Origin of the sequence: Peribacillus sp. NPDC097895, assembly GCF_050277555.1 — a bacterium.
GTDB lineage: Bacteria > Bacillota > Bacilli > Bacillales > DSM-1321 > Peribacillus.
In genome coordinates this window covers 540196-564938 of record NZ_JBNNSH010000003.1, presented here as the reverse complement: position 1 = coordinate 564938, position 24743 = coordinate 540196, and the positions used below count along the sequence as shown (strand labels likewise).

The 24743-nt window shown below is 40.4% G+C and carries 21 protein-coding genes and 4 tRNA genes; 24 read left to right on the top strand and 1 reads right to left on the bottom strand.

Annotated elements, in window-relative coordinates; genetic code table 11:
• Positions 1 to 18 precede the first annotated feature (18 nt).
• The 22 genes from rpsF to rlmN all read left to right on the top strand — a co-directional run bounded on the left by rpsF (position 19) and on the right by rlmN (position 20108).
• A complete protein-coding gene (rpsF, locus tag ACQKMH_RS18965) occupies positions 19 to 303 on the top strand; it encodes a 30S ribosomal protein S6 (RefSeq protein WP_053348321.1) in 285 nt (94 codons plus the stop codon).
• A 69-nt stretch (positions 304 to 372) separates the two neighbouring features.
• A complete protein-coding gene (ssb, locus tag ACQKMH_RS18960) occupies positions 373 to 903 on the top strand; it encodes a single-stranded DNA-binding protein (protein WP_427588975.1) in 531 nt (176 codons plus the stop codon).
• 47 nt (positions 904 to 950) lie between these two features.
• Positions 951 to 1190 (top strand): 30S ribosomal protein S18, encoded by a 240-nt coding sequence (gene rpsR, locus ACQKMH_RS18955; RefSeq protein WP_230161608.1) that lies wholly within the window; start codon positions 951 to 953, stop codon positions 1188 to 1190.
• A 250-nt stretch (positions 1191 to 1440) separates the two neighbouring features.
• Positions 1441 to 2388, top strand: coding sequence for a YybS family protein (locus ACQKMH_RS18950; protein WP_427588974.1), 948 nt, complete (start codon positions 1441 to 1443; stop codon positions 2386 to 2388).
• 36 nt (positions 2389 to 2424) lie between these two features.
• Positions 2425 to 4395 carry a DHH family phosphoesterase gene (locus ACQKMH_RS18945; RefSeq protein ID WP_427588973.1) on the top strand — a complete coding sequence of 657 codons (1971 nt, stop codon included), beginning with the start codon at positions 2425 to 2427 and terminating at the stop codon, positions 4393 to 4395.
• Positions 4392 to 4841: a 50S ribosomal protein L9 gene (gene rplI / locus ACQKMH_RS18940; protein ID WP_427588972.1), complete on the top strand. Its 450-nt coding sequence runs from the start codon at positions 4392 to 4394 to the stop codon at positions 4839 to 4841. Before ACQKMH_RS18945 ends, rplI begins: the two co-directional genes overlap by 4 nt.
• A 149-nt stretch (positions 4842 to 4990) precedes the next feature.
• Complete coding sequence (gene dnaB, locus ACQKMH_RS18935; RefSeq protein WP_063234298.1) at positions 4991 to 6355, top strand: replicative DNA helicase; 1365 nt, start codon at positions 4991 to 4993, stop codon at positions 6353 to 6355.
• A gap of 292 nt (positions 6356 to 6647) precedes the next feature.
• Positions 6648 to 7940: an adenylosuccinate synthase gene (locus tag ACQKMH_RS18930; protein WP_427588971.1), complete on the top strand. Its 1293-nt coding sequence runs from the start codon at positions 6648 to 6650 to the stop codon at positions 7938 to 7940.
• 259 nt (positions 7941 to 8199) lie between these two features.
• Positions 8200 to 8275: transfer RNA gene (locus ACQKMH_RS18925), tRNA-Lys, on the top strand.
• A gap of 8 nt (positions 8276 to 8283) precedes the next feature.
• Positions 8284 to 8355: transfer RNA gene (locus ACQKMH_RS18920), tRNA-Glu, on the top strand.
• A 28-nt stretch (positions 8356 to 8383) separates the two neighbouring features.
• Positions 8384 to 8459 (top strand) — tRNA-Asp (locus ACQKMH_RS18915).
• Between the two features lie 30 nt (positions 8460 to 8489).
• Positions 8490 to 8562, top strand: a tRNA-Phe gene (locus tag ACQKMH_RS18910).
• Between the two features lie 410 nt (positions 8563 to 8972).
• Positions 8973 to 10388 carry a peptidoglycan DD-metalloendopeptidase family protein gene (locus ACQKMH_RS18905; RefSeq protein ID WP_427588970.1) on the top strand — a complete coding sequence of 472 codons (1416 nt, stop codon included), beginning with the start codon at positions 8973 to 8975 and terminating at the stop codon, positions 10386 to 10388.
• Positions 10389 to 10669: 281 nt separating this feature from the next.
• Positions 10670 to 11377, top strand: coding sequence for a response regulator YycF (gene yycF / locus ACQKMH_RS18900; protein ID WP_034316131.1), 708 nt, complete (start codon positions 10670 to 10672; stop codon positions 11375 to 11377).
• Positions 11378 to 11382: 5 nt separating this feature from the next.
• Positions 11383 to 13215, top strand: a complete 1833-nt coding sequence (gene walK, locus ACQKMH_RS18895) for a cell wall metabolism sensor histidine kinase WalK (protein WP_427588969.1) — start codon at positions 11383 to 11385, stop codon at positions 13213 to 13215.
• On the top strand, positions 13212 to 14549 hold the full coding sequence (locus ACQKMH_RS18890) for a YycH family regulatory protein (RefSeq protein ID WP_427588968.1): 1338 nt from the start codon (positions 13212 to 13214) through the stop codon (positions 14547 to 14549). Before walK ends, ACQKMH_RS18890 begins: the two co-directional genes overlap by 4 nt.
• A complete protein-coding gene (locus ACQKMH_RS18885) occupies positions 14536 to 15333 on the top strand; it encodes a two-component system regulatory protein YycI (RefSeq protein WP_427588967.1) in 798 nt (265 codons plus the stop codon). The genes ACQKMH_RS18890 and ACQKMH_RS18885 overlap by 14 nt, the downstream gene beginning before the upstream one ends.
• A 6-nt stretch (positions 15334 to 15339) precedes the next feature.
• The gene (locus ACQKMH_RS18880) at positions 15340 to 16134 is read left to right on the top strand and encodes an MBL fold metallo-hydrolase (protein WP_427588966.1); all 795 of its coding nucleotides are present in this window, start codon (positions 15340 to 15342) and stop codon (positions 16132 to 16134) included.
• Between the two features lie 260 nt (positions 16135 to 16394).
• On the top strand, positions 16395 to 17615 hold the full coding sequence (locus tag ACQKMH_RS18875) for a S1C family serine protease (protein WP_427588965.1): 1221 nt from the start codon (positions 16395 to 16397) through the stop codon (positions 17613 to 17615).
• 176 nt (positions 17616 to 17791) lie between these two features.
• A complete protein-coding gene (locus ACQKMH_RS18870) occupies positions 17792 to 17953 on the top strand; it encodes a CxxH/CxxC protein (protein WP_230161662.1) in 162 nt (53 codons plus the stop codon).
• A gap of 527 nt (positions 17954 to 18480) precedes the next feature.
• Positions 18481 to 18960: a 23S rRNA (pseudouridine(1915)-N(3))-methyltransferase RlmH gene (gene rlmH / locus ACQKMH_RS18865; protein WP_427588964.1), complete on the top strand. Its 480-nt coding sequence runs from the start codon at positions 18481 to 18483 to the stop codon at positions 18958 to 18960.
• 80 nt (positions 18961 to 19040) lie between these two features.
• Positions 19041 to 20108 (top strand): 23S rRNA (adenine(2503)-C(2))-methyltransferase RlmN, encoded by a 1068-nt coding sequence (gene rlmN / locus ACQKMH_RS18860; RefSeq protein ID WP_427588963.1) that lies wholly within the window; start codon positions 19041 to 19043, stop codon positions 20106 to 20108.
• A 63-nt stretch (positions 20109 to 20171) separates the two neighbouring features.
• On the opposite strand, the gene ACQKMH_RS18855 is transcribed toward rlmN, so the two are convergent.
• On the bottom strand, positions 20172 to 20504 hold the full coding sequence (locus ACQKMH_RS18855) for a heme oxygenase (RefSeq protein WP_427588962.1): 333 nt from the start codon (positions 20502 to 20504) through the stop codon (positions 20172 to 20174).
• 299 nt (positions 20505 to 20803) lie between these two features.
• Here ACQKMH_RS18855 and ACQKMH_RS18850 point away from each other — a divergent pair, with 299 nt between their 5' ends.
• Both ACQKMH_RS18850 and ACQKMH_RS18845 read left to right on the top strand, forming a co-directional pair.
• On the top strand, positions 20804 to 22252 hold the full coding sequence (locus tag ACQKMH_RS18850) for a DEAD/DEAH box helicase (protein ID WP_427588961.1): 1449 nt from the start codon (positions 20804 to 20806) through the stop codon (positions 22250 to 22252).
• 378 nt (positions 22253 to 22630) lie between these two features.
• Complete coding sequence (locus ACQKMH_RS18845) at positions 22631 to 24697, top strand: catalase (protein WP_427588960.1); 2067 nt, start codon at positions 22631 to 22633, stop codon at positions 24695 to 24697.
• The last annotated feature ends 46 nt before the right edge of the window (positions 24698 to 24743 follow it).

The window sequence follows — 24743 nt, the reverse complement described above, 5'->3', positions numbered from 1 at the left end:
CAAAAGGAGGTGACAGTGATGAGAAAATACGAAATTATGTATATCATCCGTCCAAACATTGAGGAAGAAGCTAAAAAAGCTTTAGTTGAACGTTTCAACACAATCCTTTCTGATAATGGTGCGGAAGTAGAAGCAAAAGAATGGGGTAAACGCCGTCTTGCATATGAAATCAATGATTTCCGTGATGGTTACTACATGCTTCTTAAAGTTAACGCTGAAAGTGCTGCGATTCAAGAATTCGATCGTCTTGCTAAAATCAGTGAAGACATTATTCGCCATATGGCTACTAGAGAAGAAGAATAATCCGATATTTAATATAAATTCTAATCTTGTTTCACATGAAACAAGATTGTAACTTAGGGGTTGATTCTGATGATGAATCGCGTAGTTTTGGTAGGACGCTTAACTAAAGATCCTGAATTACGATATACACCTAATGGAGTTCCCGTAGCTACCTTTACTTTAGCTGTTAACCGTGGTTTTACGAATCAGCAGGGTGAACGTGAAGCGGATTTCATTAACTGTGTAGTTTGGCGTAAACCGGCAGAAAATGTAGCTAACTTCTTGAAAAAGGGCAGTTTAGCTGGCGTGGATGGACGTGTCCAAACACGTAATTATGAAGGACAAGACGGCAAACGCGTATATGTGACGGAGATTCTGGCTGAGAGCGTTCAATTCCTTGAACCACGAAGCAGTTCAGCGGGTGAAAGAAATGAAGGCGGTTCTTACGGTGGGGGTCAAAGAAGTTATAACAACAATAATAACGGAAATGACAACAATTCGTATGGACAAAATCCTAATCAGAATCAACGGAGCAATAACAACTACACTCGTGTAGATGATGATCCATTTGCAAATGACGGTAAGACAATCGACATTTCAGATGACGATCTTCCGTTTTAAACAGCCGTTTAAAATGAAAATTCAAAAAGCAGGGAGGGAAATTTATTATGGCAATGGGTGGACGTAAAGGACGCGGTAAGCGTAAAAAGGTTTGTTATTTCACATCTAACGGAATCACTAAAATTGATTACAAAGATGTAGATCTTCTTAAAAAATTCGTCTCAGAACGCGGTAAAATTTTACCACGTCGTGTAACTGGTACAAGCGCTAAATATCAACGTAGATTAACGATTGCTATTAAACGCTCACGTACTATGGCATTACTACCATATGTATCTGGTGAATAATAAATTGGCACATTGAGGAGTTATCCTTTATGTGCCTTTTTTATTAGATGTGTTCTTGTTCTTGAAATCCGCAAAAATGCGGTTTTTTTTTTATAAAGATATTCATTGTTAAAAGGAGATTTTCCAACGAAAAAATAATCATATTTTGAAAAAAGAATGTGATGTTTGAAATATCCTAGCCGTAACGGATACAATATAAAGATGAAGATAAGACATTCATATTAATAATAACAGGGGGGTGAAAAAATAGATGAATAGCGGGAGACGAATTGCGGAGGGCGGAGCCCTATTGGCACTATATTGCATTTTATTGTTCATCACCATTCATGTCCCGATAGTGGGTATCATCACTCTTTTCTTTTTACCCATTCCTTTCATTCTGGTCACAATCAAACAAAAGTTATCGTGGAGCATTGGTTACCTATTTGTTGCATCGCTATTGACGATCCTTATCGCGACGATATTGTCTGTTCCCTTGACTTTACTTATGGGAGCAACGGGTATTGCGATCGGCTATTTTTTGAAAAAAGACAAACCGATGGCACCTATGTTCATAGGCGCAGTCCTTGTCTTCCTTGGAGGCACTTTAGCAATATATGCAGCTTCAGTATTAATAACGGATGTTAATTACATAGAAGAATCGATGGTCATGGTCAAGGAGTCTTTTGATCATTCAGTTGGCATCATGGAATCTTTTGGACAGGAACCGACAGAACAAGTCAAAAAGCGTTTGTATGAATCGATCGATATGTTGAACACGCTAATGCCAAGTTTATTTGTGCTGATGTCCGTCATCATGGTGTTATTGATTTTCTTGGCTGCACACCCCATTGTGAAGAGGTTCAGTGAAAAGACGTTAAAATGGCCTCATTTTCGAGATCTTCGACTCCCGAAAAGCCTTTTATGGTATTATTTAATTACGATGCTTCTTGCTCTATTTGTGAATACGGACAAGAACAGTTTTGTATATATGGCCATAACGAACCTATTTTTCATTCTGCAGTTCTTCATTTTATTACAAGGATATTCTCTGATTTTTTATATCGCTCATGTGAAGTCATGGGCTAAGGCCATACCTGTTTCAATCTTGGTTGTTTCCTTGCTGCTGCCGCTTCCGATTATTACTACGGTCATACGATTTTTAGGTATAATAGATTTAGGCTTTCCTTTCAGGGAGACAATCAAGAAGAGGAAATAGCCTTTTGTAAAACAGATGCTTTTAGGAGCTGAAACTATGCCATCTTATTTGAAAGAATACTCGATTAAATCCCCTTTGTATGGGATGCTGGCCGCCGGCGTGGTACTTTTGGGCGTGCTGGCTTTTTATAATTGGGTTATTGCACTTATTGGACTGCTGATTCTTGCTGGTTTATTTTATTTAACATTAAGAATGGTAGAAAAAAAACAACGTAAGACAGAAGAGTATATAACGACTTTATCCTACCGATTAAAGAAGGTTGGCGAAGAAGCGTTATTGGAAATGCCAATTGGGATCATGCTCTTTAATGAAGATTATTACATTGAATGGACCAATCCATTCCTGGCTTCATGTTTTAGTGAAGATTCCTTGGCGGGAAGATCGCTTTACGATGTCGCAGACTCGATCGTTCCGTTAATTAAGCAAGAGATTGAGACAGAGACACTTACGCTCCATGATCGGAAATTCAAAGTGGTCCATAAGCGAGAGGAAAGACTCCTTTACTTTTTCGATGTGACGGAGCAAGTGGAAATTGAGAAGTTATATGAAGATGAGCGGACGGCAATTGCGATCATTCTCCTTGATAATTATGATGATTTGACACAAGGGATGGATGATCAGCGTAAGAGCAGCATTAATAGCCTGGTTACCTCACTTCTTGATAAATGGGCAAGAGATAATGGTGTATTCTTTAAACGGGTTTCATCGGAACGATTCATTGCGGTATTTAATGAACACATCCTTCATCAACTTGAGAAGGCAAAATTCTCGATTTTGGATGAAATCAGGGAAACGGCAGCCAAGCAAAATGTACCGTTGACCTTGAGCATCGGAGTTGGCTCGGCCGTTTCGTCCTTACCTGAATTGGGGACGCTTGCACAGTCAAGCCTGGATCTAGCTTTGGGACGGGGTGGTGATCAGGTAGCCATAAAGCAAGCGAATGGAAAAGTGAAATTCTATGGCGGTAAAACCAATCCGATGGAAAAACGCACGAGGGTACGTGCACGTGTGATTTCCCATGCATTGAAGGATATAGTTCTTGATAGCGATAAAGTCATTGTCATGGGCCATAAAAACCCGGATATGGATGCAATCGGTTCGGCAATCGGCATCCTGAAAGTTGCCCAAATGAATGAACGGGAAGGCTATATTGTCATTAACACCCAGCAGCTTGATAGCAGTGTCCTTCGGTTAATGGAGGAAATCAAGAATAAAGAAGAACTGTATGCCCGGTTTATAACGCCTGATGATGCATTTGAAATGATTACGGATGAGACCTTACTGGTTGTAGTCGATACACATAAACCTTCGATGGTCATTGAAGAGCGGTTATTGAATCGGATTGATAAGGTTGTAGTCATTGACCATCATCGCCGAGGTGAAGAGTTCATCAAAAACTCATTGCTCGTGTATATGGAACCATATGCATCTTCAACAGCAGAACTTGTAACCGAACTGCTTGAATATCAGCCGAAACGGAGCAAGATAGATATGCTGGAAGCTACCTCGCTTCTTGCCGGTATCATAGTCGATACGAAAAGCTTCACATTAAGAACAGGTTCACGTACTTTTGATGCAGCCTCTTACTTAAGGGCACATGGAGCGGATACGGTACTTGTCCAGAAATTCTTAAAAGAAGACGTGGATACTTATATTAAACGATCGAAGCTCATTGAAGAAGTTATCTTTTATAAAAAGGGAATTGCCATTGCCTCGGCAAAAACCGATCAGATCCACAATCAGGTGCTCATTGCTCAGGCTGCGGACACGCTTTTGACCATGGATGGCGTTGTTGCTTCCTTCGTAATGGCTAAGCGATCGGATGATACAGTAGGCATAAGTGCGCGTTCTCTCGGTGATATCAATGTACAGGTGATCATGGAAATGTTGAATGGAGGCGGACATTTAACAAACGCCGCCACACAGCAAGTATGTTCCATTGATGAAGCTGAAAGTCGATTAAAAGCAGCGATAGATGAATATTTAGAAGGGGGACAAAAAGAATGAGAGTAATATTTCTTAAAGACGTTAAAGGTAAAGGAAAAAAAGGGGAAGTTAAAAATGTCGCAGATGGATATGCACATAATTTCCTGATTAAACAAGGATTGGCCGTTGAAGCAAATAATACAAATGTAAAAACGTTGGAAGCTCAGAAGAATAAAGAACAATCACTTGCTGCGGAAGAACTGCAACATGCAGAAGAATTGAAAGTGCAATTGGAGAAATTAACAGTTGAACTATCTGCTAAAGCCGGTGAGGGCGGGCGTTTATTTGGTTCCATCACGACTAAACAAATTGCATCAGAGCTTCAGAAAAAACATGACATCAAGATTGATAAACGGAAAATGGAGCTTGCTGACGGTATCCGTTCTTTAGGGCATACCAAACTGCCTGTCAAGCTTCATCCTGAAGTCACTGCGACACTGACTGTGCATGTGAAAGAAATTAACTAATTTTAGTTGTTTCATATCTGTGAAAAATTGATAAAATAGAGATAGACGAAAAATGTGATTGGGCATGTTGTCCTTTCACTTTTTTCTTTTTAACTAGAAACTTATTAATAAGTAAAAAGGTATCCTCTTAGAATGGGAGGTTTTAAGATATGATAGAACAATTTCAGGATAGGATTCCCCCTCAAAATATAGAAGCCGAACAAGCCGTACTAGGTGCCATTTTTCTTGAGCCCTCTTCATTGACCGTTACATCGGAAGTTTTGATTCCGGAGGATTTTTACAGAAGCTCTCATCAAAAAATCTTTAATGTGATGCTTAAATTGAATGACGAAGGAAAAGCTGTCGATTTAATTACGGTGACAGAGGAACTGGCTGCGACAAAAAACCTTGAAGAAGTTGGCGGGGTTTCTTATTTAAGTGAATTGGCCGGATCGGTGCCGACCGCTGCCAATATTGAATATTATGCCCGCATCGTCGAGGAGAAGTCATTGCTGCGTCGTTTGATCAGGACAGCGACCAACATCGCCCAGGAAGGCTACAGTCGCGAGGACGAGGTCGAGGAGCTGCTCGGGGAAGCAGAAAAAACGATCATGGAAGTGGCCCAGCGTAAAAATTCCGGGTCTTTTCAAAATATTAAGGATGTATTGGTTGCGACGTACGATAACATAGAAGTTTTGACTACCCGTAAAGGGGATGTTACGGGAATACCGACAGGGTTTGCTGAACTGGATCGAATGACAGCTGGGTTCCAACGTAATGATCTCATCATAGTTGGTGCACGTCCCTCAGTAGGTAAAACCGCTTTTGCATTGAATATCGCTCAAAACGTTGCGACCAAAACGGAGGAGAATGTAGCGATTTTCAGTCTTGAAATGGGTGCAGAGCAGCTCGTTATGCGTATGCTCTGTGCTGAAGGGAATATCAACGCCCAGAATTTACGGACAGGTTCCTTAACGGATGAGGATTGGCGTAAACTGACGATGGCGATGGGAAGCTTGTCGAATGCCGGCATTTATATCGATGATACGCCAGGTGTGAGGATTGGTGAAATCCGTTCAAAATGCCGTCGTTTGAAGCAGGAACATGGCCTTGGCATGATATTGATCGATTACTTGCAGTTGATTCAAGGCGATGGTCGTTCAGGCGACAACCGTCAGCAAGAGGTATCCGAGATTTCACGTTCACTCAAAGCGCTCGCCCGTGAACTTAAAGTGCCCGTCATCGCCCTTTCCCAGTTATCCAGGGGAGTGGAGCAGCGTCAGGATAAGCGCCCGATGATGTCTGATATCCGGGAATCAGGAAGTATCGAGCAAGATGCTGATATCGTTGCATTCCTATATCGTGATGATTATTATGATAAGGAATCCGAGAACAAAAATATCATTGAAATCATTATAGCGAAACAGCGTAATGGTCCAGTAGGCACGGTTTCGCTTGCATTCGTGAAAGAATATAATAAATTCGTTAACCTTGAACGCCGATTCGATGATGATTCGATGTCTCCCGGGGCGTAGGGAACAGCCTGCCATTCATGCAATGGCGGGCTGTTCTTATTTTGAAAAAATGAACGGACATTGATAATAATAAAAGAAACGCAAGGGTAGAATAAAGATTGACAATCCAAATCCAATTTAAAAAACGAAAATAATTCACATCTTTGATATTTACGAACAAATTATTTTTTAAAATGTGTAATGTTCGGATTTTGTATTGACTTCCACTTTGGATTATTGATAAAATAGGTTTGTTTGATAAGAACCGGTTAATAATCGGTATTACGTGAACCTTTGGAGGTGCTTTATTCAGATGTCATCAGTTGTAGTAGTCGGTACACAATGGGGAGACGAAGGTAAAGGTAAAATAACAGATTTTCTATCCCAGAATGCGGAAGCCATTGCTCGTTATCAAGGTGGAAATAATGCAGGGCATACAATAAAATTTAACGGTGTTACCTATAAACTGCATTTAATTCCGTCAGGGATTTTTTATAGTGATAAAATTTGTGTCATTGGAAATGGTATGGTAGTTGATCCAAAAGCTCTTGTTGAGGAGCTGGCTTATTTACATAGTCATGGAGTGAGTACGGATAATCTTCGTATCTCAAACCGTGCACATGTCATTCTTCCTTACCATATCAAATTGGATGAAGTTGAAGAAGATCGTAAAGGCGCTAATAAAATTGGAACGACAAAAAAAGGAATCGGCCCTGCTTATATGGACAAAGCTGCTCGTAACGGAATCCGCATGGCAGATCTTTTGGACCGTGAAATTTTCGAGGAAAAATTGTCTCAAAATCTTGTCGAGAAAAACCGTATGTTTGAACGTTTTTATGAGACGGAAGGTTTCAAAATCGAAGATATCATGGAAGAATACTATGAGTACGGACAACAAGTGCAGAAGTATGTTTGTGATACATCCGTTGTATTGAATGATGCACTTGATGAAGGGAAACGGGTATTATTCGAAGGGGCACAAGGGGTTATGCTTGATATCGATCAAGGAACATATCCATTCGTCACTTCATCTAACCCGGTTGCAGGTGGTGTTACGATCGGTTCTGGTGTAGGTCCTACGAAAATTAACCATGTGGTTGGTGTATGTAAAGCATATACAAGCCGTGTTGGTGATGGTCCTTTCCCTACAGAATTGCATGATGAAGTCGGCAACCAAATCCGTGAAATTGGCCGTGAATATGGTACAACAACTGGCAGACCGCGCCGTGTAGGCTGGTTTGACGCTGTTGTCGTTCGCCATGCACGCCGTGTCAGCGGGATTACCGATTTATCATTGAACTCGATTGACGTATTATCAGGTCTTGAAACTGTCAAGATTTGTGTAGCTTATGAATATAAAGGCGAGATCATTCATGAGGTACCAGCGACTTTGAAAGCGATTGGTGAATGTAAACCAGTCTATGAAGAGCTACCAGGCTGGTCAGAAGACATCACAGGGTGCAAATCATTGGATGAGCTTCCAGAGAATGCTCGCCACTATGTAGAGCGCGTATCTCAATTAGTAGGCATTCCTTTGACTACTTTCTCTGTCGGTCCTGACCGTAACCAAACAAATGTCGTGAGAAGCCCTTGGCGTCTAGCGTAATTCATGAAAAAGAAGCTGGCTTTTTTTCTGCCGGCTTCTTCTTTCATTATTAGGATTCACACATCCTCAAATTAGCCGGAATTACCATATTGATGGTTGGAACAGTAATGGAGAAGGAAAAAGTTAAGAAAAATTTAAATTTTTTTCGAAAAACTATTGCCTAAACTATATTATCCATGGTATTATCAAAAGCGTCGTCACAATAGAACATGCACGACGAAGTAAGGTTCACATCTTGCAAAGTGACATTTCATTGTACGAGCCATTAGCTCAGTTGGTAGAGCATCTGACTTTTAATCAGAGGGTCGAAGGTTCGAATCCTTCATGGCTCACCATTTTTTTCGGCCCATTGGTCAAGCGGTTAAGACACCGCCCTTTCACGGCGGTAACACGGGTTCGAATCCCGTATGGGTCACTTCCTTAAAAAATATAATTTCATTACTGGTCCCGTGGTGTAGCGGTTAACATGCCTGCCTGTCACGCAGGAGATCGCGGGTTCGATTCCCGTCGGGACCGCCATTTTATTTTTTTGTTCTGAAATGAATATATGGCTCAGTAGCTCAGTCGGTAGAGCAAAGGACTGAAAATCCTTGTGTCGGCGGTTCGATTCCGTCCTGAGCCATCCTTAGTAAAACGCCTTTCCTTAAGGGCGTTTTTTTTGTTATATAACTAGATGTATTACAAATGAAATCTTGTTAATGGATTGTTAACGATTTGTAACATTCCAATTTAAACCAATTGGTCATATACCTCGCTTCTAACCTTACTGGGCTTACGTCCACCCTCTTTTTCATTTTTTATCCCTCCTGCCTTATAAACATATTTACTGGTACTTGTTGACACCATTTATACAGTTCTATTACATTATGAAGTCTATTTCTTGTTTTTTTTCTTATTATGGTAGAGTTATGAGTGGAAAATAATTATAAAAATCAGTCATATACGCGTTGATATTTAAATTGGACTAATAAATCTCAAAATAAAATTTTTTAGTTTCTTAATTGGTGACTGAGCCATTAAGGAGGACAATATATGTTTAGCTCAAAGGGTAAAGGGATCATCCTGTTGATGGTTTCCGTCATTTTATTGCTTGCAGGAAATCGGGCAAGTGCTGCAGGGATACCGGAAACAAAAACCATTCAGCATGTTTATATGAACGACGAGTTCATCGGAAGTGTGACGGATGAAACGGAAATAGAGAAGATTGTAACAGGTAAAGTAGAAAAAGCACAGAAACATTATCCTGAGTATACATTCGATAGTGAGACCCAACTTACGTTTGTACCTGAAGAGGTATTTGATGAAGAAGTAAAAGACGATCAGGTTGTCAAGGGAATTCAAGATCAGTTGAGTGTAAAGGCAAAGGCATATGAAATCGACATCGATAATCAGAAGGTCGCTTATGTTCCATCAATGGCTGATGCTGAGGAAGTTTTGAAGAAGATTAACTTATTGTATGTGGATGAAGAGGAATACGCTGAATATGAATCTGCTAAAAAAGGCGAAAATGATGCGGAATCGTTAAAAGAACCAGGAAGCAGAATTGTGGATATCGAATTTTCAGTTCCGGTTACGTTTAAAGAAACAATGGTCGATCCAGATGAGATCATGACCGTCGATAAAACCCTTTCCATGATAGAAGAAGGCAAGGAAGAAAAGTCCATCTATGAGGCTAGGGAAGATGAGGATCTTGAAGCAATTGCTGCTGGGCATGATATGGGCCTGGATCAGCTGTTGGAGCTAAATCCTGGACGGGATGAGGGTAAAGGTATTAAAGAGGGGGAACGTCTCTATGTGACCCAGCTTATGCCTTATGTGGATGTAGTGGTGGAAAGAGAAGTATTGAAAGAAGAGCGGATTCCTTTTGAAAAGAAAGTGAAGGAGGATGACGAACTTCCAAAGGGTGAACTTATTACTGAACAAGCAGGAAATGAAGGAATTCAAGCATTCACCTATACAGTATCTGAAACAAATGGAAAAAAAATCAGTGAAACGATCGTAAAAAAGGAAATTACGGAAAAAGCCAAAACGGAAATCACCAGAAAAGGCACGAAGGTCATTCCTTCGCAGGGGAGCGGTACATATGCATGGCCTGCAGATGGGGGATATATATCCAGTAAACAGGGTCAGCGCTGGGGGAAACTTCATAAAGGTATTGATATTGCCCGGCCAGCCACCAGGACCATCACGGCAGCGGATCACGGAATAATTGAAACTGCAGGGAACGCCGGAGGGTATGGAAATAAGATTACGATCAATCATAATAATGGGTATAAGACAGTATATGCCCATTTGGATTCAATTAATGTAAAGCCAGGACAAAAGATTGAAAAAGGCATGAAAATTGGCATGATGGGTTCAACAGGGCACTCCACCGGAGTCCACCTCCATTTCGAAGTATATAAAAACGGATCTCTTGTAAATCCGCTAAACTATATAAGTCAGTAATCGATGGAAGTCTTCGGAGAATATTCGAAGACTTCTTCTGCTTCCTACATAGATGAGAATAATAGGAAAAAGGTGATTTAATGCCTATAAAATGATAAAGTAGAATAGATACAATTTGCTTTCATTCGGGTGTTCAGCCCCTTTTATTGGGTATATATATAGATATTTGTTGAACGAGGATGCTAGATAAGGTGAATCAGAAGGAAAAGTGAAAAAAAAGTCCCGGATAAGGACACGATTTTTAATAGATTCAGGTTAGTCATTAAAAAGGAGATAAGTACATGGATAAGAAAATTCTGGTAGTGGATGATGAAAAGCCAATTGCTGATATTTTACAATTCAATCTTAAAAAAGAAGGCTATGAAGTTTTTTGTGCTTATGATGGCAATGAAGCCCTCAAAATGGTAGAAGAACGGCAACCTGATTTGATTTTACTTGATATCATGCTACCGCAGCGCGATGGGATGGAAGTTTGCAGGGAAGTAAGGAAGAAGTACGAAACGCCAATCATCATGTTAACGGCTAAGGATTCAGAGATTGATAAAGTCTTGGGATTAGAGCTTGGAGCGGATGACTATGTGACAAAGCCATTTAGCACCCGGGAAATAATTGCCCGCGTTAAGGCTAATTTAAGACGACAGCAAGCTGTCCCGGTCCCGGATCAAGAAAATGAACCGAAGGAAATTACAATAGGCACGCTCACTATCCATCCGGATGCTTATGTGGTATCCAAGCGAGGCGATACGATTGAATTAACTCATCGTGAATTTGAATTGCTTCATTACTTAGCGAAGCATATTGGTCAGGTCATGACAAGGGAGCATTTATTACAAACCGTGTGGGGCTATGATTACTTTGGTGATGTACGGACGGTCGATGTAACCGTTAGACGTCTTCGCGAGAAGATTGAAGACAATCCAAGCCATCCTGGTTGGATTGTAACTAGAAGAGGGGTCGGTTATTACCTGCGTAACCCTGAACAGGAGTAGTTCCTATGAAAAAGGTTGGTTTTTTTCGTTCTATTCATTTTAAATTTGTTCTGATATATGTGTTGCTCATTTTCGTAGCGATGCAAATAATCGGGGTATATTTTGTTGGGGAATTGGAAGAAAATCTTGTCGGGAACTTCACGAAATCAATAAAAGGTCACGTTAACTTGCTTACCTATAGTATTGGTGAAGAAATGGAAAAAGAGAGGGGAGAGGAAGACCCAACCCTCGAGGAAGCGATTGATATGATACTGAAAGACCGGGATAATTCATCGAATGATATTTCGGAAGTACGTGTTATCGACACTCGCAGCAGACGGGTAATTGGAACCTCCGCCCCAAGTAACCAGGGTATTGTAGGGAAAAAGACAACGGAAGTCCTTATTAAGAATACGCTGATTTATGGAAAAGAAGATTATGACATATTCCGGGATCAGAAAACAGGAAGACGGCTCTGGGTTCTTTCGACACCTGTTGAAGCAAATGGTGAGGTCATTGGTGCCGTCTATGTGATCGCGGAGATGGAAAATGTCTTTGAACAGATGGATGAAATCAATAGTATCTTCATGACGGGTACAGCCATTGCCCTGGCGATTACGGCCATCTTGGGGATCCTGCTCGCTCGAACGATCACCCGCCCCATGTCTGATATGAGAAAACAGGCCCTGGTGATGGCGAAAGGGAATTTCTCGAGAAAAGTTAGGGTATATGGCGATGATGAAATTGGCCAGCTTGCCGTTACATTCAATAATTTGACTAAAAAGCTTCAAGAGTCGCAATCAAGCACAGAGGGAGAGCGGCGTAAGCTTTCATCTGTCCTTTCCAATATGACGGATGGTGTAATTTCAACTGACAGGCGCGGGCGGGTGAACTTGATTAATGAGCCTGCGGCACAATTATTGAATGTCTCGCGTGAAACAGTCATGAACCAACCGATCATTGAGGTTTTGGGTCTTGAAGAAGAATATAAATTTGAGGATTTACTGGAAGAGCGGGAGTCCGTTATCCTTGATTACAGCAAAAAAGATCAGCCTTTCATTTTGAGGGGGAACTTTTCGGTCATTCAAAAGGAAACGGGATTCGTTAATGGTTTGATTACTGTTTTGCATGATATAACAGACCAGGAAAAGATCGAGGGTGAACGCAGGGAATTTGTGGCCAACGTGTCACATGAACTGCGAACTCCGCTTACAACGATGAGAAGTTACCTGGAGGCATTGGCTGAAGGTGCTTGGAAGGACGAAGATATAGCTCCATCCTTCTTAAGTGTGACCCAAAATGAAACGGAGCGGATGATCAGGCTTGTTAATGATTTGTTGCAGCTTTCGAAAATGGACAGTAAAGATTACAGGCTTAAAACGGGCTGGGTGAATTTCAATAAATTCTATGACCATATCATCGATCGTTTTGAAATGACGAAAAATGATGATATCACGTTTAAGCGTGATTTGCCTAAGGAAGCTTATTTTGTCGATATTGATGAAGATAAAATCACTCAGGTTCTCTATAATGTCATCTCCAACTCATTGAAGTACTCACCTGAAGGGGGTCAAGTGACTTTCCGCGTCAGGGTATCCGATGGTTTTATCATTGTGAGCATCACTGATCAAGGAGTGGGTATCCCGAAAAACGTCATTGATAAAATATTCGACCGCTTCTACCGTGTGGATAAAGCGAGGTCGCGAAACTTAGGCGGTACAGGGCTAGGTTTAGCGATTGCAAAAGAAATGGTCGTGGCGCATGGCGGGAAAATATGGGCGGAAAGTGTGGATGGAAAAGGAACTACGGTATTCTTTACACTTCCTTACGAACAGGAAGAAGAGGATGATTGGTCATGAATTTTGAACGTGCAAAAAGTATCATACTGATTATTTTAGTTGGGACAAGCATATTTTTGACATGGAGCATTTGGACGTACGAGCCTGAATATGATCCATTTGAACAATCGTCGGAATTTATAAAGATTAAAAGCGATGTTCAGATTGTGAGTGATGTCATTAAACCTGTTAGTATCCTTTTTCATGGTAATGGGCAACATTTCCGGACTGTCAACCCAGAGGAAATAGGTAAAATGGAAAAAGAATTTGTTCAATGGAGCTTCACCGGCGTAAAAGAGGTATCCGTAAAAAGGCTGCAAAGGAAATTTGATGATTTTGTCCATGAAGATGGGTCTATTGAAATCGAATTTTCTGATGATATCCCCATCTCTCTCTATAAGACGGTATTGGACATTTCGGATAAGGAAGTGCCTGGATCTTCATTTGATCGAATCATCATTAAACAAAAGGATATCAGTGGTAATGAATCCGCCGTTTATTTTGTTTCCTACGATCAAGAGAAAATCTATCAAGGGATGGTCGATTCTAAAAGACTAAGAGAGTTTATGGATAAGTTTTATACCGGTTCTTATAATAAGCACCCTGAATACACGGCCGAAACCATAAACAGCAAAAGGACTCTGTTCGTTCCTGAAAAGCCAGTAAAGGTAAACAGATTTGAATATTATATTGATTATTTGGATATTGGAAACCTGAAAAATGCGTTATTTACTTTTCCAAAGTTTGTACGGCAGGATTCCGTTTCAGTCGGTGAGGAATACACGGATGGAACAAGACTGATGACGATCAATAAAGAGAATTACCTTATTTCTTATATCAATCCGGCCCAAAAGAGCAAGTTTTTTGACAGTTCCAGTGACCTTTTGCAAAAAAGCATTGATTTCATCAATGATCACGCTGGTTGGGAAGATAACAATTACCGTTTTGCCTATATGTCGGAGAATGAGCAACGAGTGGTATTCCGTTTATTCGTAAATGGTTATCCGGCTTTCAATGAATACGGAATGACTGAAATCGAGCAAATTTGGGGGAAAGAAGAAATTTATAGCTATGAACGCCCGTACTTTTCACTTGCCTCGGTCCTTCCTTCGGAAGGATCGGAAGTGCCTTTACCAAGTGGCAGAGAAGTATTGAATCAGTTGAAAGCAAAAGATAATATCGATTTCAAGAGCGTGGAGGACATCTCGATTGGTTATAAATTGAATAAATCTCTTGATTCCAAACTTGTCACCCTCGTTACACTTGAACCCACTTGGTATTATCGCATCGGTGATAAATGGTTTATTGTGCCTTTCGAAGGAACTACGGGAGGCGATCAGAATGGATTGGAATAATACAAAGTCAATTTTCATCATGGTTTTCTTCGTTTTGAATATTTTTCTTCTTTATCAATTTCTGGAAAAGATCAATGACTACCAATATGAAAGTTTTACGGAGTCCTCTACGGATGAACTTTTGAAGGAAGATGAGATTTCAATCGAAGTCCCACTTCCGAAACAAAAGTTGAAGGATCAATTCCTGATTGCCAAAAGCAAGACTTTCGATAAGAAAGATTTACAGTACCTGAAAAATCAAAAAGCAAAAATCATCGATGATAAGAAGCTTGTGGGTACATTTAAAACACCGGTTGGCATGAAAGCGGAAATTCAAGCTGCAGACGTTGATATGTTCCTGAAGGAGTATATATTAAAGGGAAGTGAGTATCACTTTTGGAGCTATGATCAAATCAACCAGACTATCATCTGCTACCAAGTGGAAGATAAAAAGATGTTTTATAACAATAGTAAGGGGAAGGTCACTTTATATTTGAACAAAAAGGGTGAAATCGTCTCCTATGAACAGATGTACTTAGAGGGAATTGAGAAATTCAATAAACCTAAAGAATTGGTATCTGCCTTAACTGCTATTAGAGCATTGTATGATCATGGAGATATTGATCCAAAAAGCAAAGTCACCAATGTAAAACTGGGTTTTTATAATTCGTTGCAGACGACATCTGTGTCACATTTACTTGTGCCAACATGGTGGGTGGTCCTTAATGACGAAACGGATCTCTTTGTAAATGCTTTTGATGGAGAGGTCATTGAATTAAATACAGAAGAAAAAATACTGGAGTGAGTATAGATGACTATGCATTTTAGTGTTCTCGCGAGCGGGAGTACAGGAAATGCCTTTTTCGTGGAAACGGGGGATCAATCTTTCCTTGTCGATGCCGGATTAAGCGGTAAGGCGTTGGAAGCATTGTTTCAGGATATAGGCCGTGATATGTCTAAGTTAACCGGAATCCTTGTTACCCATGAACACAGTGACCACATTAAAGGCCTAGGCGTGGTTGCCAGAAAACATAAACTCCCGATATATGCGAATGCAAAGACATGGAATGCCATGGAACGTTCAATCGGTGAAATAGCTACCGAACAAAAATTCACATTCGAAATGGAACAAGTCAAAACGTTCGGGAGCCTTAATATAGAATCTTTTGGTGTTTCACATGATGCCGCAGAGCCGATGTTTTACGTCTTTCATCATGAAGATAAAAAGCTCGTGGTCATCACGGATACAGGGTATGTAAGTGATCGGATGAAAGGGATTATCTCGAATGCCGATGCGTATGTATTCGAAAGTAACCATGATGTGTCCATGCTGAGGATGGGAAAATATCCATGGAGCATTAAGCGCCGGATTTTAAGTGATGTTGGACATGTGTGTAATGAAGATGCCGCCCTTGCGATGAGTGAAGTGGCCGGTGATAAGACCAAGCGGATTTATTTGGCCCACTTAAGTCTTGATAACAATATGAAGGATTTAGCAAGAATGTCGGTAGAACAGACGTTAAAAACAAAAGGTATCGTCGTTGGAGAACAATTTTCCTTATATGACACTGACCCAAAAAGACCAACAGAACTTGTTACGTTATAAATAAAAGGAATGGATGAGGGGAACCTTGTTCATTCTTTTTTATTTATAATTTCCATTCGTAAGTTACTAATCGGATTAAAAGGGGTATCGTTTGGTTAGAACTGTATAGGTAAAAAGAAAAATCGCTGAATTCCAGTCAGGTTTTAATTTGAAGGCATACATTTTTTTAGAAAAATTTCGGTAAATGAGTATAATTGAAGGAGGATACCAAACAATAGAATTGCTATAATTCATTCCTAAAATGAGAGGATGGAGCGGTCTTGGGTTATTATGATCAGAATGATGAGAACCAAAATAAGCGGAAAAAGAGCCATGCGAGCTATTTTTTAACTGGCTTGGGAGGCGCCATCATCGGGGCCTTACTTATTTTATTGGTTTTTCCGGGAAGTGGGCTGTTAAATAACGATCGTAACGAGATGACAACGGAGAAATCAACGGGGAATAATCCGACGAATCAGTCACAGCAAAACCTTACTGTAGATGTAACAAGTGCCGTTACAGGTGCTGTTGATAAGGCCAGCGACGCAGTAGTCGGCATCACTAACATTCAGAAGACGAACTTCTGGGGCCAAGGGGACAACGCAGAGGACAGTTCAGCTGAAGCTGGCACTGGTTCTGGTGTCGTCTACAAAAAAGAAGGTGGCAAGGCCTATATTGTCACGAATAATCACGTTATTGAAGGCGCTAATGAACTTGAAGTGACATTAAGTGATGGAACTAAGTTGCCAGCGGAGCTACAAGGTAGTGACCCATGGACAGATTTAGCAGTCATTGTCGTGAAGGGCGATAAAATCAAAACCATTGCTGAGTTCGGAAAATCTGAAAAATTGAAGCCTGGGGAGCCTGTGATTGCCATTGGTAACCCTTTAGGCCTCCAATTTTCTGGATCGATCACACAAGGGATCATCTCCGGTTTGGAGCGTACGATAGAGGTGGATATCAATGAGGACGGGCAAGTGGATTGGAACGCAGAGGTCATTCAAACCGATGCGGCGATTAACCCAGGCAACAGCGGGGGAGCACTCGTTAATATGTCAGGGCAGGTCATCGGAATAAATTCCATGAAGATTGCTGAAAATGCAGTGGAAGGAATCGGTCTTTCCATCCCAATCGATTCAGTAATTCCTATTATTAATGATATAGAGGAATTTGGTGAAGTGAAACGTGCATTCTTGGGTGTTAATTTAGCATCTGTTGAGGAAATTTCTCAATACCACCAGCAGAATACATTAAAGCTGCCAAGGAAAGTTACTTCGGGAGTTGCTATAACAGGTGTTCAAAGCAACTCTCCTGCGTCTAAAGCTGGATTAAAGGAATTCGATGTCATCGTGGGAATGGATAATGAAAAAATCCATGACGTCGTAGAATTAAGAAAATACCTTTACAATGATAAGAAAATCGGTGATAAGGTTAAAATCATTTATTATCGAGATGGAAAGAAAGAATCCACGGAAGTCACGCTTTCTAGCAGCGAAATATAAAGCGCAAAAGGGCAGGGGCAGGATAATGCTTCCTGTCCTTTATATTTTCTTGCGATTTTTTTATTTTTTGTTACGATTACCTGTGGATATATACGGAAATAAAATAAATGAGCTTTACTTGTGGATAAATGAGTTCGCGATACTTTGAATGAAAAGTAAGGAAGGAGGAATTAGTGATGAAATTATATTGCTGTCAGGAACACGTGGACATGGCGCTGGATGAAGTGGTTTACGAATGTGAAACATACCCCGTTTTAACACAGGTTTCTGAAGAAAAACAGTTATCAACAACCTGTGAATATTGTCGAAACGTGGCAATATATCTAGTAGGGAACTAATATTCCCATACAAGATGTGGATAGAATTTGTGGATATGTGGATAACTTTTGTGGATAACATGTTTGTAACCTGTTCTTAACCTGTTCTTAACCTGTTCTTAACATTTTGCGAAGGCGAGAATGGCGTGAGGAATCGCTGTAGATTTAACTTTATGTTTTACAAATGATTCTTGGAAAAACGACCATAAATGCTGGGAAGCCGAAAGGCACATGATAGGCTTATCGTTGAAAAGTACAAGGGGTAACATTTCAATTTGTAAGTACGGGAAGGAAAGGTACAGCGGTGAAGATTTTTCCCACCCATTTGCATTACATCGTGAAACATAAAATCATGAAGGTTGCCGTTGCCGTTTTAGGGGCAGCGGTTTTTATTTTAAAGGTCGGGTGGATTTATATGAATAGGGAATGCATGTATTAACTACTGGAAAGAATATGCGTGTTTTGCTTATATGTCAGTCTAAGGTATGATAATAGGTAGGTAAATCCTACAACTGAAACGACAACATAAGGAAAGTTAGAGGATATATATGAAAATATCGATTATTACTGTTGGTAAGCTAAAAGAGAAATACTTAAAGCAAGGAATTGCTGAATATACAAAAAGGTTAAGTGCTTATGCTAATATAGAACTTGTTGAAGTACCGGATGAAAAAGCTCCGGAGAACCTGAGTGCTGCGGACATGGACATTGTAAAGCAAAGAGAAGGTGAACGAATCCTGGCCAAGGTCAGCCCGGACACCTATGTAATAACGCTTGAGATCAATGGAAAGCAGCTTACTTCCGAACAGCTAGCCTCCCATATCGATCAGCTCGCTACTTATGGGAAAAGCAAGATTGCCTTTATTATTGGCGGGTCACTCGGGCTTGGCTCCGAGGTGACATCAAGAAGTGATTATGCACTGTCCTTCTCCAAAATGACCTTTCCGCATCAATTAATGAAACTGGTCCTATTGGAGCAAATCTACCGAGCTTTTCGGATAAATCGAAATGAACCATATCATAAATGAATGAGCTAATTCAGAGGAATGGCTTGTAAGGTAAATGGGTAATACTATTAAATTTTAATGTAAGGAAAAGAGGGTAACGAATGAATAAAGAGTCCATTTATGGTTTAACATTCGAACAATTGACTGCATGGCTATTGGACCATGGCCATAAAAAATTCAGAGCACAACAAGTATGGGAGTGGCTTTATCGGACACGTGTGACGAATTTCTCTGAAATGACAGATGTGAATAAAGAGTGCCTTGAATTACTGGAGGAGCACTTTGTCATCCAGACTTTGACTGAGCACGTTAAGCAAGAATCAGCGGATGGTACGATTAAGTTCTTGTTTAAATTACAGGATGGGAATCTTATCGAAACGGTCATGATGAGACATAAATATGGAATTTCAGTTTGTGTCACCACTCAAGTCGGATGTAATATTGGCTGCAGTTTCTGTGCAAGTGGATTATTGGCCAAAAGCCGTGATTTATCCAGCGGCGAAATAGTGGAGCAAATTATGAATGTTCAACTCCATCTAGATAAATTGGAACAAGAAGATGTTGTCAGCCATGTTGTTGTAATGGGAATTGGCGAGCCGTTTGATAACTTTGAAAATATGATAGACTTTTTAAAGGTGCTCATGGATCATAAGGGTCTTGCGATCGCTGCAAGGCGTATTACTGTTTCGACGAGTGGACTTGCCAATAAGATTTATGAATTCACCGATACGAAATTACAGGTGAATCTGGCAATCTCATTGCATGCACCGAATAATGAGCTCAGGACCCGGATCATGAAAATAAACCGAGGTATTCCGATCGAAAAATTAATGAAATCACTTGACTATTATTTGGAGAAGACGAATAGGAGAATCACGATTGAATATATCCTTTTGAAAGATGTCAATGATCATCAAGCAGAAGCCGAGCAACTTGCCAATCTTCTTGAAGACAAAAAACATCGGCTCTATGTCAACCTGATTCCATATAATCCTGTAGATGAGCATAGTCAATACCAAAGAAGTGAGAAAGAGTCCGTTCTTTCTTTCTATGATACGTTGAAAAAAAGAGGCGTAAATTGTAAAATCCGCCAAGAGCATGGAACGGATATTGATGCAGCTTGCGGGCAGCTAAGAAGCAAACAAATCAAGAAAGCCGAAGCCCAATAATTTACTAAAAGAAAACAATAAAAAGAGGTCGCATATTTCGCGGCCTCTTTTGGTGTGATTTTATTATTTAGCTATTTCTTTTACCGACGCAACTTCATACGTGGTAAGCTCACTGCCTAAAATAGGAGATTCTTTTTTAGCTTCATCGGAACTTGGTTCAGGTCGTTTATGTGCAGCTTTAAACGCATCACTATTTCTCCAAGCAGTAAAGTTGTCAAGGTTTTCCCAGTACATATTAACGCTTAATTCGTCGTGATCCGATAAGTTTTGCGTTAATAAAACTTCAACTTTTACAAAACCTTCCGTAGTATCAAGTGGTCCTGGTGCAGTAAATCCTGGAGCCATGACTGCCCCCATCCCTTTTTTGACTCTGATTCTATTGGTTACGATTATCATAAATCAGCTCTCCTTTTGGATATCGGTTATTTAATCTACACCCTTTTGCCGCTTATATATCATACATATTTTAGCATATTGAAAGAAGTATGGTCCATTTTGGTTAATCACGATCATGATAATCTGGATGACGATACTTTTTAATGCTGAAGGAAGGTTCATTATATTGAAATAAGACAATTGAATTTGGTTATTACAAGGTTTATCGATGCATATCGCGTATAATAGAACCTTGTATAAGGAAATTACGATTATGGAAACAATAAAGCAAGATACTAAACAATAAAAGAGGCTGTTATATGAATGAATTAAGTTTTACTGATTATACATTAAGCGCTGAAATTGTAAGGGCATTAGAAGGCTTGGGATATCAAAATCCAACAGAAGTGCAGCGTGAAGTGATTCCAGTGGCGCTGAAAAAGCGGGATCTTGTCGTTAAATCCCAAACAGGAAGTGGAAAAACCGCTTCATTCGGCATACCGATCTGCGAAATGGTCGATTGGGAGGAGAATAAGCCACAGGCGCTAATTTTAACACCGACACGTGAGCTTGCTGTACAGGTAAAAGAGGATATTACGAATATAGGAAGATTTAAACGGATCAAGGCTACTGCGGTTTATGGAAAACATCCTTTTGCTCTGCAGAAAGCGGAATTGAAACAAAAAAGCCATGTAGTCGTAGGAACACCGGGCCGTGTTCTCGATCATATCGAGAAAGGGACATTCGTCTTGGAACGCCTAACTCATTTAGTTATTGATGAAGCGGACGAAATGCTTAATATGGGCTTCATTGAACAGGTGGAAGCCATTATTAAAGAGCTTCCGAAAGATCGAGTAACCATGCTGTTCTCTGCTACGTTACCTGATAGTATAAAGAAGCTTTGTAAGCAATATATGAAAGATCCTTTGGATATCGAAATCAAAGCAAAGGGTTTAACCACTGAGAAAATTGATCATGCTCTCATTGAAGTGAAAGAGGATGATAAGTTTTCCCTGCTTAGGGACGTTACCATCACGGAAAATCCTGATAGTTGCATCATTTTTTGCCGGACGAAAGATAGGGTCGATCAAGTATGTGAACAGCTAATGGATCTGGATTATCCTTGTGATATGATTCACGGCGGGATGCTTCAGGAAGACCGCCTTGCAGTGATGAATGAATTCAGAAGAGGTGAATTTCGCTATTTGGTTGCGACAGATGTTGCTGCACGCGGAATAGATATTGATAATATAACCCACGTCATTAACTATGACTTGCCATTGGAAAAAGAAAGTTATGTACATCGAACCGGAAGAACGGGTCGTGCAGGTAAAAAAGGAAAAGCGATTACTTTTGTGACACCATATGAAGACAAATTCCTTACTGAGATTCAAGAATATATCGGATTTGAAATCCCTAAAATACCTGCTCCTTCAAAAGAAGATGTCTCAAATAAACGAACGGATTTCGAAGCGAAATTGGAAGCTCGTCCAAAGATAAAAAAAGATAAAAGTGAACAATTGAATAAACAAATCATGAAGCTATATTTCAATGGCGGAAAGAAAAAGAAAATCAGGGCCGTTGATTTTGTAGGCACCATCGCCAAGATTGATGGAGTGAATGCGGAGGATATCGGGATTATAACGATTCAGGATAATGTTTCCTATGTGGAGATTTTGAATGAAAAGGGACCGCTTGTGTTGAAAGTGATGAAGAACACGAAAGTCAAAGGCAAGCTTTTGAAGGTATCTGAAGCCTTTAAGAACTGATGGTCTACAAAAGAAAGAAGCGGTAAGACGAAAATTTGTCTTGCCGCTTCTTTTTTGTATGTATTTTTAAGTGAATCATTATTTTTTTATATCATTAAGTATTTTTTCACCTGATGAATGATCCTGTCAGTCAGTTCCTCCTATGGCTCGCTGGTGGGTAAAATATGATCCTGAAATGTAGCGGTCGCCACGTCCTCAGTGATTAATAGCTGGGGATTTTTCATTATAAAGGAGTGGAGGCATCTTTTTCTGTAATTCTGTTTAATTGTCAAAATAGAGTGGTATATGAGGAAAGATAACGCGATTATTCCAGATTATAAGGAAAATACATACAACACGACTTACTGAATTTTTTTAGACATGGAGGGAATGAAAAGGATGACAAATGAAAACAAAAAAGTCAATGAACACAGTAAGAATCGACAGTTGGCCCAATATCGAGTCGACGATAACGGGAAAAAGATGACGACTAACCAAGGTTTGCGTATTTCTGAGGATGAACATTCTTTGAAAGCAGGAACCCGCGGTCCAACATTGATGGAGGACTTTCATTTCCGTGAAAAAATGACCCATTTTGACCATGAGCGGATTCCTGAGCGGATTGTTCATGCACGTGGGTCAGGAGCACATGGATACTTTCAGGTGTATGAGCCGATGGCTGAATATACAAAGGCCAAGTTTCTTCAAGACCCTTCAATCAAGACACCAGTATTTGTTCGATACTCCACTGTAGCTGGATCCCGCGGATCGGCAGACTCGGTTCGTGATGTCAGGGGATTCTCTACCAAGTTTTATACCGAGGAAGGAAACTATGATTTGGTCGGAAATAATATCCCGGTATTTTTTATTCAGGATGCTATGAAGTTCCCAGATTTAATTCATGCGGTTAAACCTGAGCCTCACAATGAAATACCTCAAGCCGCATCTGCCCATGATACTTTTTGGGATTTTGTCGCCAACAATGAAGAAACGGCACATATGATCATGTGGCATCTTTCCGATAGGGCCATACCAAGAAGTTTCCGAATGATGGAGGGGTTTGGTGTCCACACATTCCGTTTTGTGAATGAAGAAGGTGTGGCCCATTTCGTAAAATTCCATTGGAAGCCTGTACTGGGTGTTAAATCGCTTGTTTGGGATGAGGCACAGAAAATTGCAGGAAAAAATCCTGATTTTCACCGCCAAGATCTGTGGGAAGCAATCGAAGCAGGAAATTATCCTGAATTTGAATTTGGCGTGCAATTGATTAAGGAGGAAGATGAGTTCAAATTCGATTTTGATATTCTCGATCCTACTAAACTATGGCCGGAAGAACAAGTCCCGGTGAAAATAATCGGGAAAATGGTTTTGAACCAAAATACAGATAACTTTTTTGCAGAGACGGAACAGATTGCTTTCCATCCGGGGCATGTTGTACCGGGAATTGATTTTTCCAATGACCCGCTGCTTCAGGGACGCTTATTCTCATACACCGACACACAGTTATCCAGATTAGGAGGTCCGAACTTCCATGAGATTCCGATAAATAGGGCGGTTGCGCCTGTTCATAACAATCAACGCGATGGCATGCACCGAATGTCAATAAATCCAGGTCAGGTAAGCTATCATAAGAATTCCTTGGCAGGTAACTCTCCGGAAACTGCTTCAGAAGAGGAGGGCGGTTATACACATTACCAGGAAAAAGTCGATGGCAGGAAGGTACGTCAACGCAGTGAAAGTTTCAAGGATCATTACAGTCAGGCTAAACTATTTTGGAATAGCATGACGGAAGTGGAGAAGGAGCATATTATTCAGGCTTTCCACTTTGAAGTGGGAAAAGTGAAAAGTAAGGACGTTCAGCAGCAAATTGTCGAGATGTTCAGCAATGTAGATGTTGAACTGGCTAAAACAATTGCCATTGGAGTGGGAGTGAATCCACCAACAAACAAGAATCAAGTCGAAATGGATTTGTCTTCTCCTGCTTTAAGCCAAGAGCAAAAGAAAGTGAATACGGCTGCAACAAGAAAAGTGGCAATCTTGGCTGCAGATGGTTTCGACGGTTCCGAGGTAAATCAAGTCTTGGAATCATTTAAATCGGCAGGGATAACTGCAGAGATCATTAGTAATAATAGAGGAATGATTACAAGCTCAAAAGGACAGGAAATCGAGGTGAATCAGACATTCCTGACAGCCGATTCGGTACTTTTCGATGCGGTATACGTGGCAGGAGGTCAGGAGAGTGTTGATGCTCTGAAGGCATCCAAGGAGCCCATGTACTTTGTTGATGAAGCTTACAATCATTTCAAAGCGATTGGTGTGGGAAAAGAAGGAGCCGAAATCTTATCAATGGCAGGCATAGTTTCCACTGATCCAGCCATGGGCATTGTAACTGTTACCGATAATAATAATAGTGGTTCTGACTTTATCGAGGCAATTGCTAAACACCGTCACTGGTCACGCTTTTAATTTTGGATGAAAAACCCCCGGACTTGGAGTCTGGGGGTTTTTCAAT

Coding starts and splice junctions, on each gene's coding strand:
- rpsF (WP_053348321.1), top strand. CDS start 19: ATGAGAAAATACGAAATTATGTATATCATCCGTCCAAACATTGAGGAA.
- ssb (WP_427588975.1), top strand. CDS start 373: ATGATGAATCGCGTAGTTTTGGTAGGACGCTTAACTAAAGATCCTGAA.
- rpsR (WP_230161608.1), top strand. CDS start 951: ATGGCAATGGGTGGACGTAAAGGACGCGGTAAGCGTAAAAAGGTTTGT.
- ACQKMH_RS18950 (WP_427588974.1), top strand. CDS start 1,441: ATGAATAGCGGGAGACGAATTGCGGAGGGCGGAGCCCTATTGGCACTA.
- ACQKMH_RS18945 (WP_427588973.1), top strand. CDS start 2,425: ATGCCATCTTATTTGAAAGAATACTCGATTAAATCCCCTTTGTATGGG.
- rplI (WP_427588972.1), top strand. CDS start 4,392: ATGAGAGTAATATTTCTTAAAGACGTTAAAGGTAAAGGAAAAAAAGGG.
- dnaB (WP_063234298.1), top strand. CDS start 4,991: ATGATAGAACAATTTCAGGATAGGATTCCCCCTCAAAATATAGAAGCC.
- ACQKMH_RS18930 (WP_427588971.1), top strand. CDS start 6,648: ATGTCATCAGTTGTAGTAGTCGGTACACAATGGGGAGACGAAGGTAAA.
- ACQKMH_RS18905 (WP_427588970.1), top strand. CDS start 8,973: ATGTTTAGCTCAAAGGGTAAAGGGATCATCCTGTTGATGGTTTCCGTC.
- yycF (WP_034316131.1), top strand. CDS start 10,670: ATGGATAAGAAAATTCTGGTAGTGGATGATGAAAAGCCAATTGCTGAT.
- walK (WP_427588969.1), top strand. CDS start 11,383: ATGAAAAAGGTTGGTTTTTTTCGTTCTATTCATTTTAAATTTGTTCTG.
- ACQKMH_RS18890 (WP_427588968.1), top strand. CDS start 13,212: ATGAATTTTGAACGTGCAAAAAGTATCATACTGATTATTTTAGTTGGG.
- ACQKMH_RS18885 (WP_427588967.1), top strand. CDS start 14,536: ATGGATTGGAATAATACAAAGTCAATTTTCATCATGGTTTTCTTCGTT.
- ACQKMH_RS18880 (WP_427588966.1), top strand. CDS start 15,340: ATGACTATGCATTTTAGTGTTCTCGCGAGCGGGAGTACAGGAAATGCC.
- ACQKMH_RS18870 (WP_230161662.1), top strand. CDS start 17,792: ATGAAATTATATTGCTGTCAGGAACACGTGGACATGGCGCTGGATGAA.
- rlmH (WP_427588964.1), top strand. CDS start 18,481: ATGAAAATATCGATTATTACTGTTGGTAAGCTAAAAGAGAAATACTTA.
- rlmN (WP_427588963.1), top strand. CDS start 19,041: ATGAATAAAGAGTCCATTTATGGTTTAACATTCGAACAATTGACTGCA.
- ACQKMH_RS18855 (WP_427588962.1), bottom strand. CDS start 20,504: ATGATAATCGTAACCAATAGAATCAGAGTCAAAAAAGGGATGGGGGCA.
- ACQKMH_RS18850 (WP_427588961.1), top strand. CDS start 20,804: ATGAATGAATTAAGTTTTACTGATTATACATTAAGCGCTGAAATTGTA.
- ACQKMH_RS18845 (WP_427588960.1), top strand. CDS start 22,631: ATGACAAATGAAAACAAAAAAGTCAATGAACACAGTAAGAATCGACAG.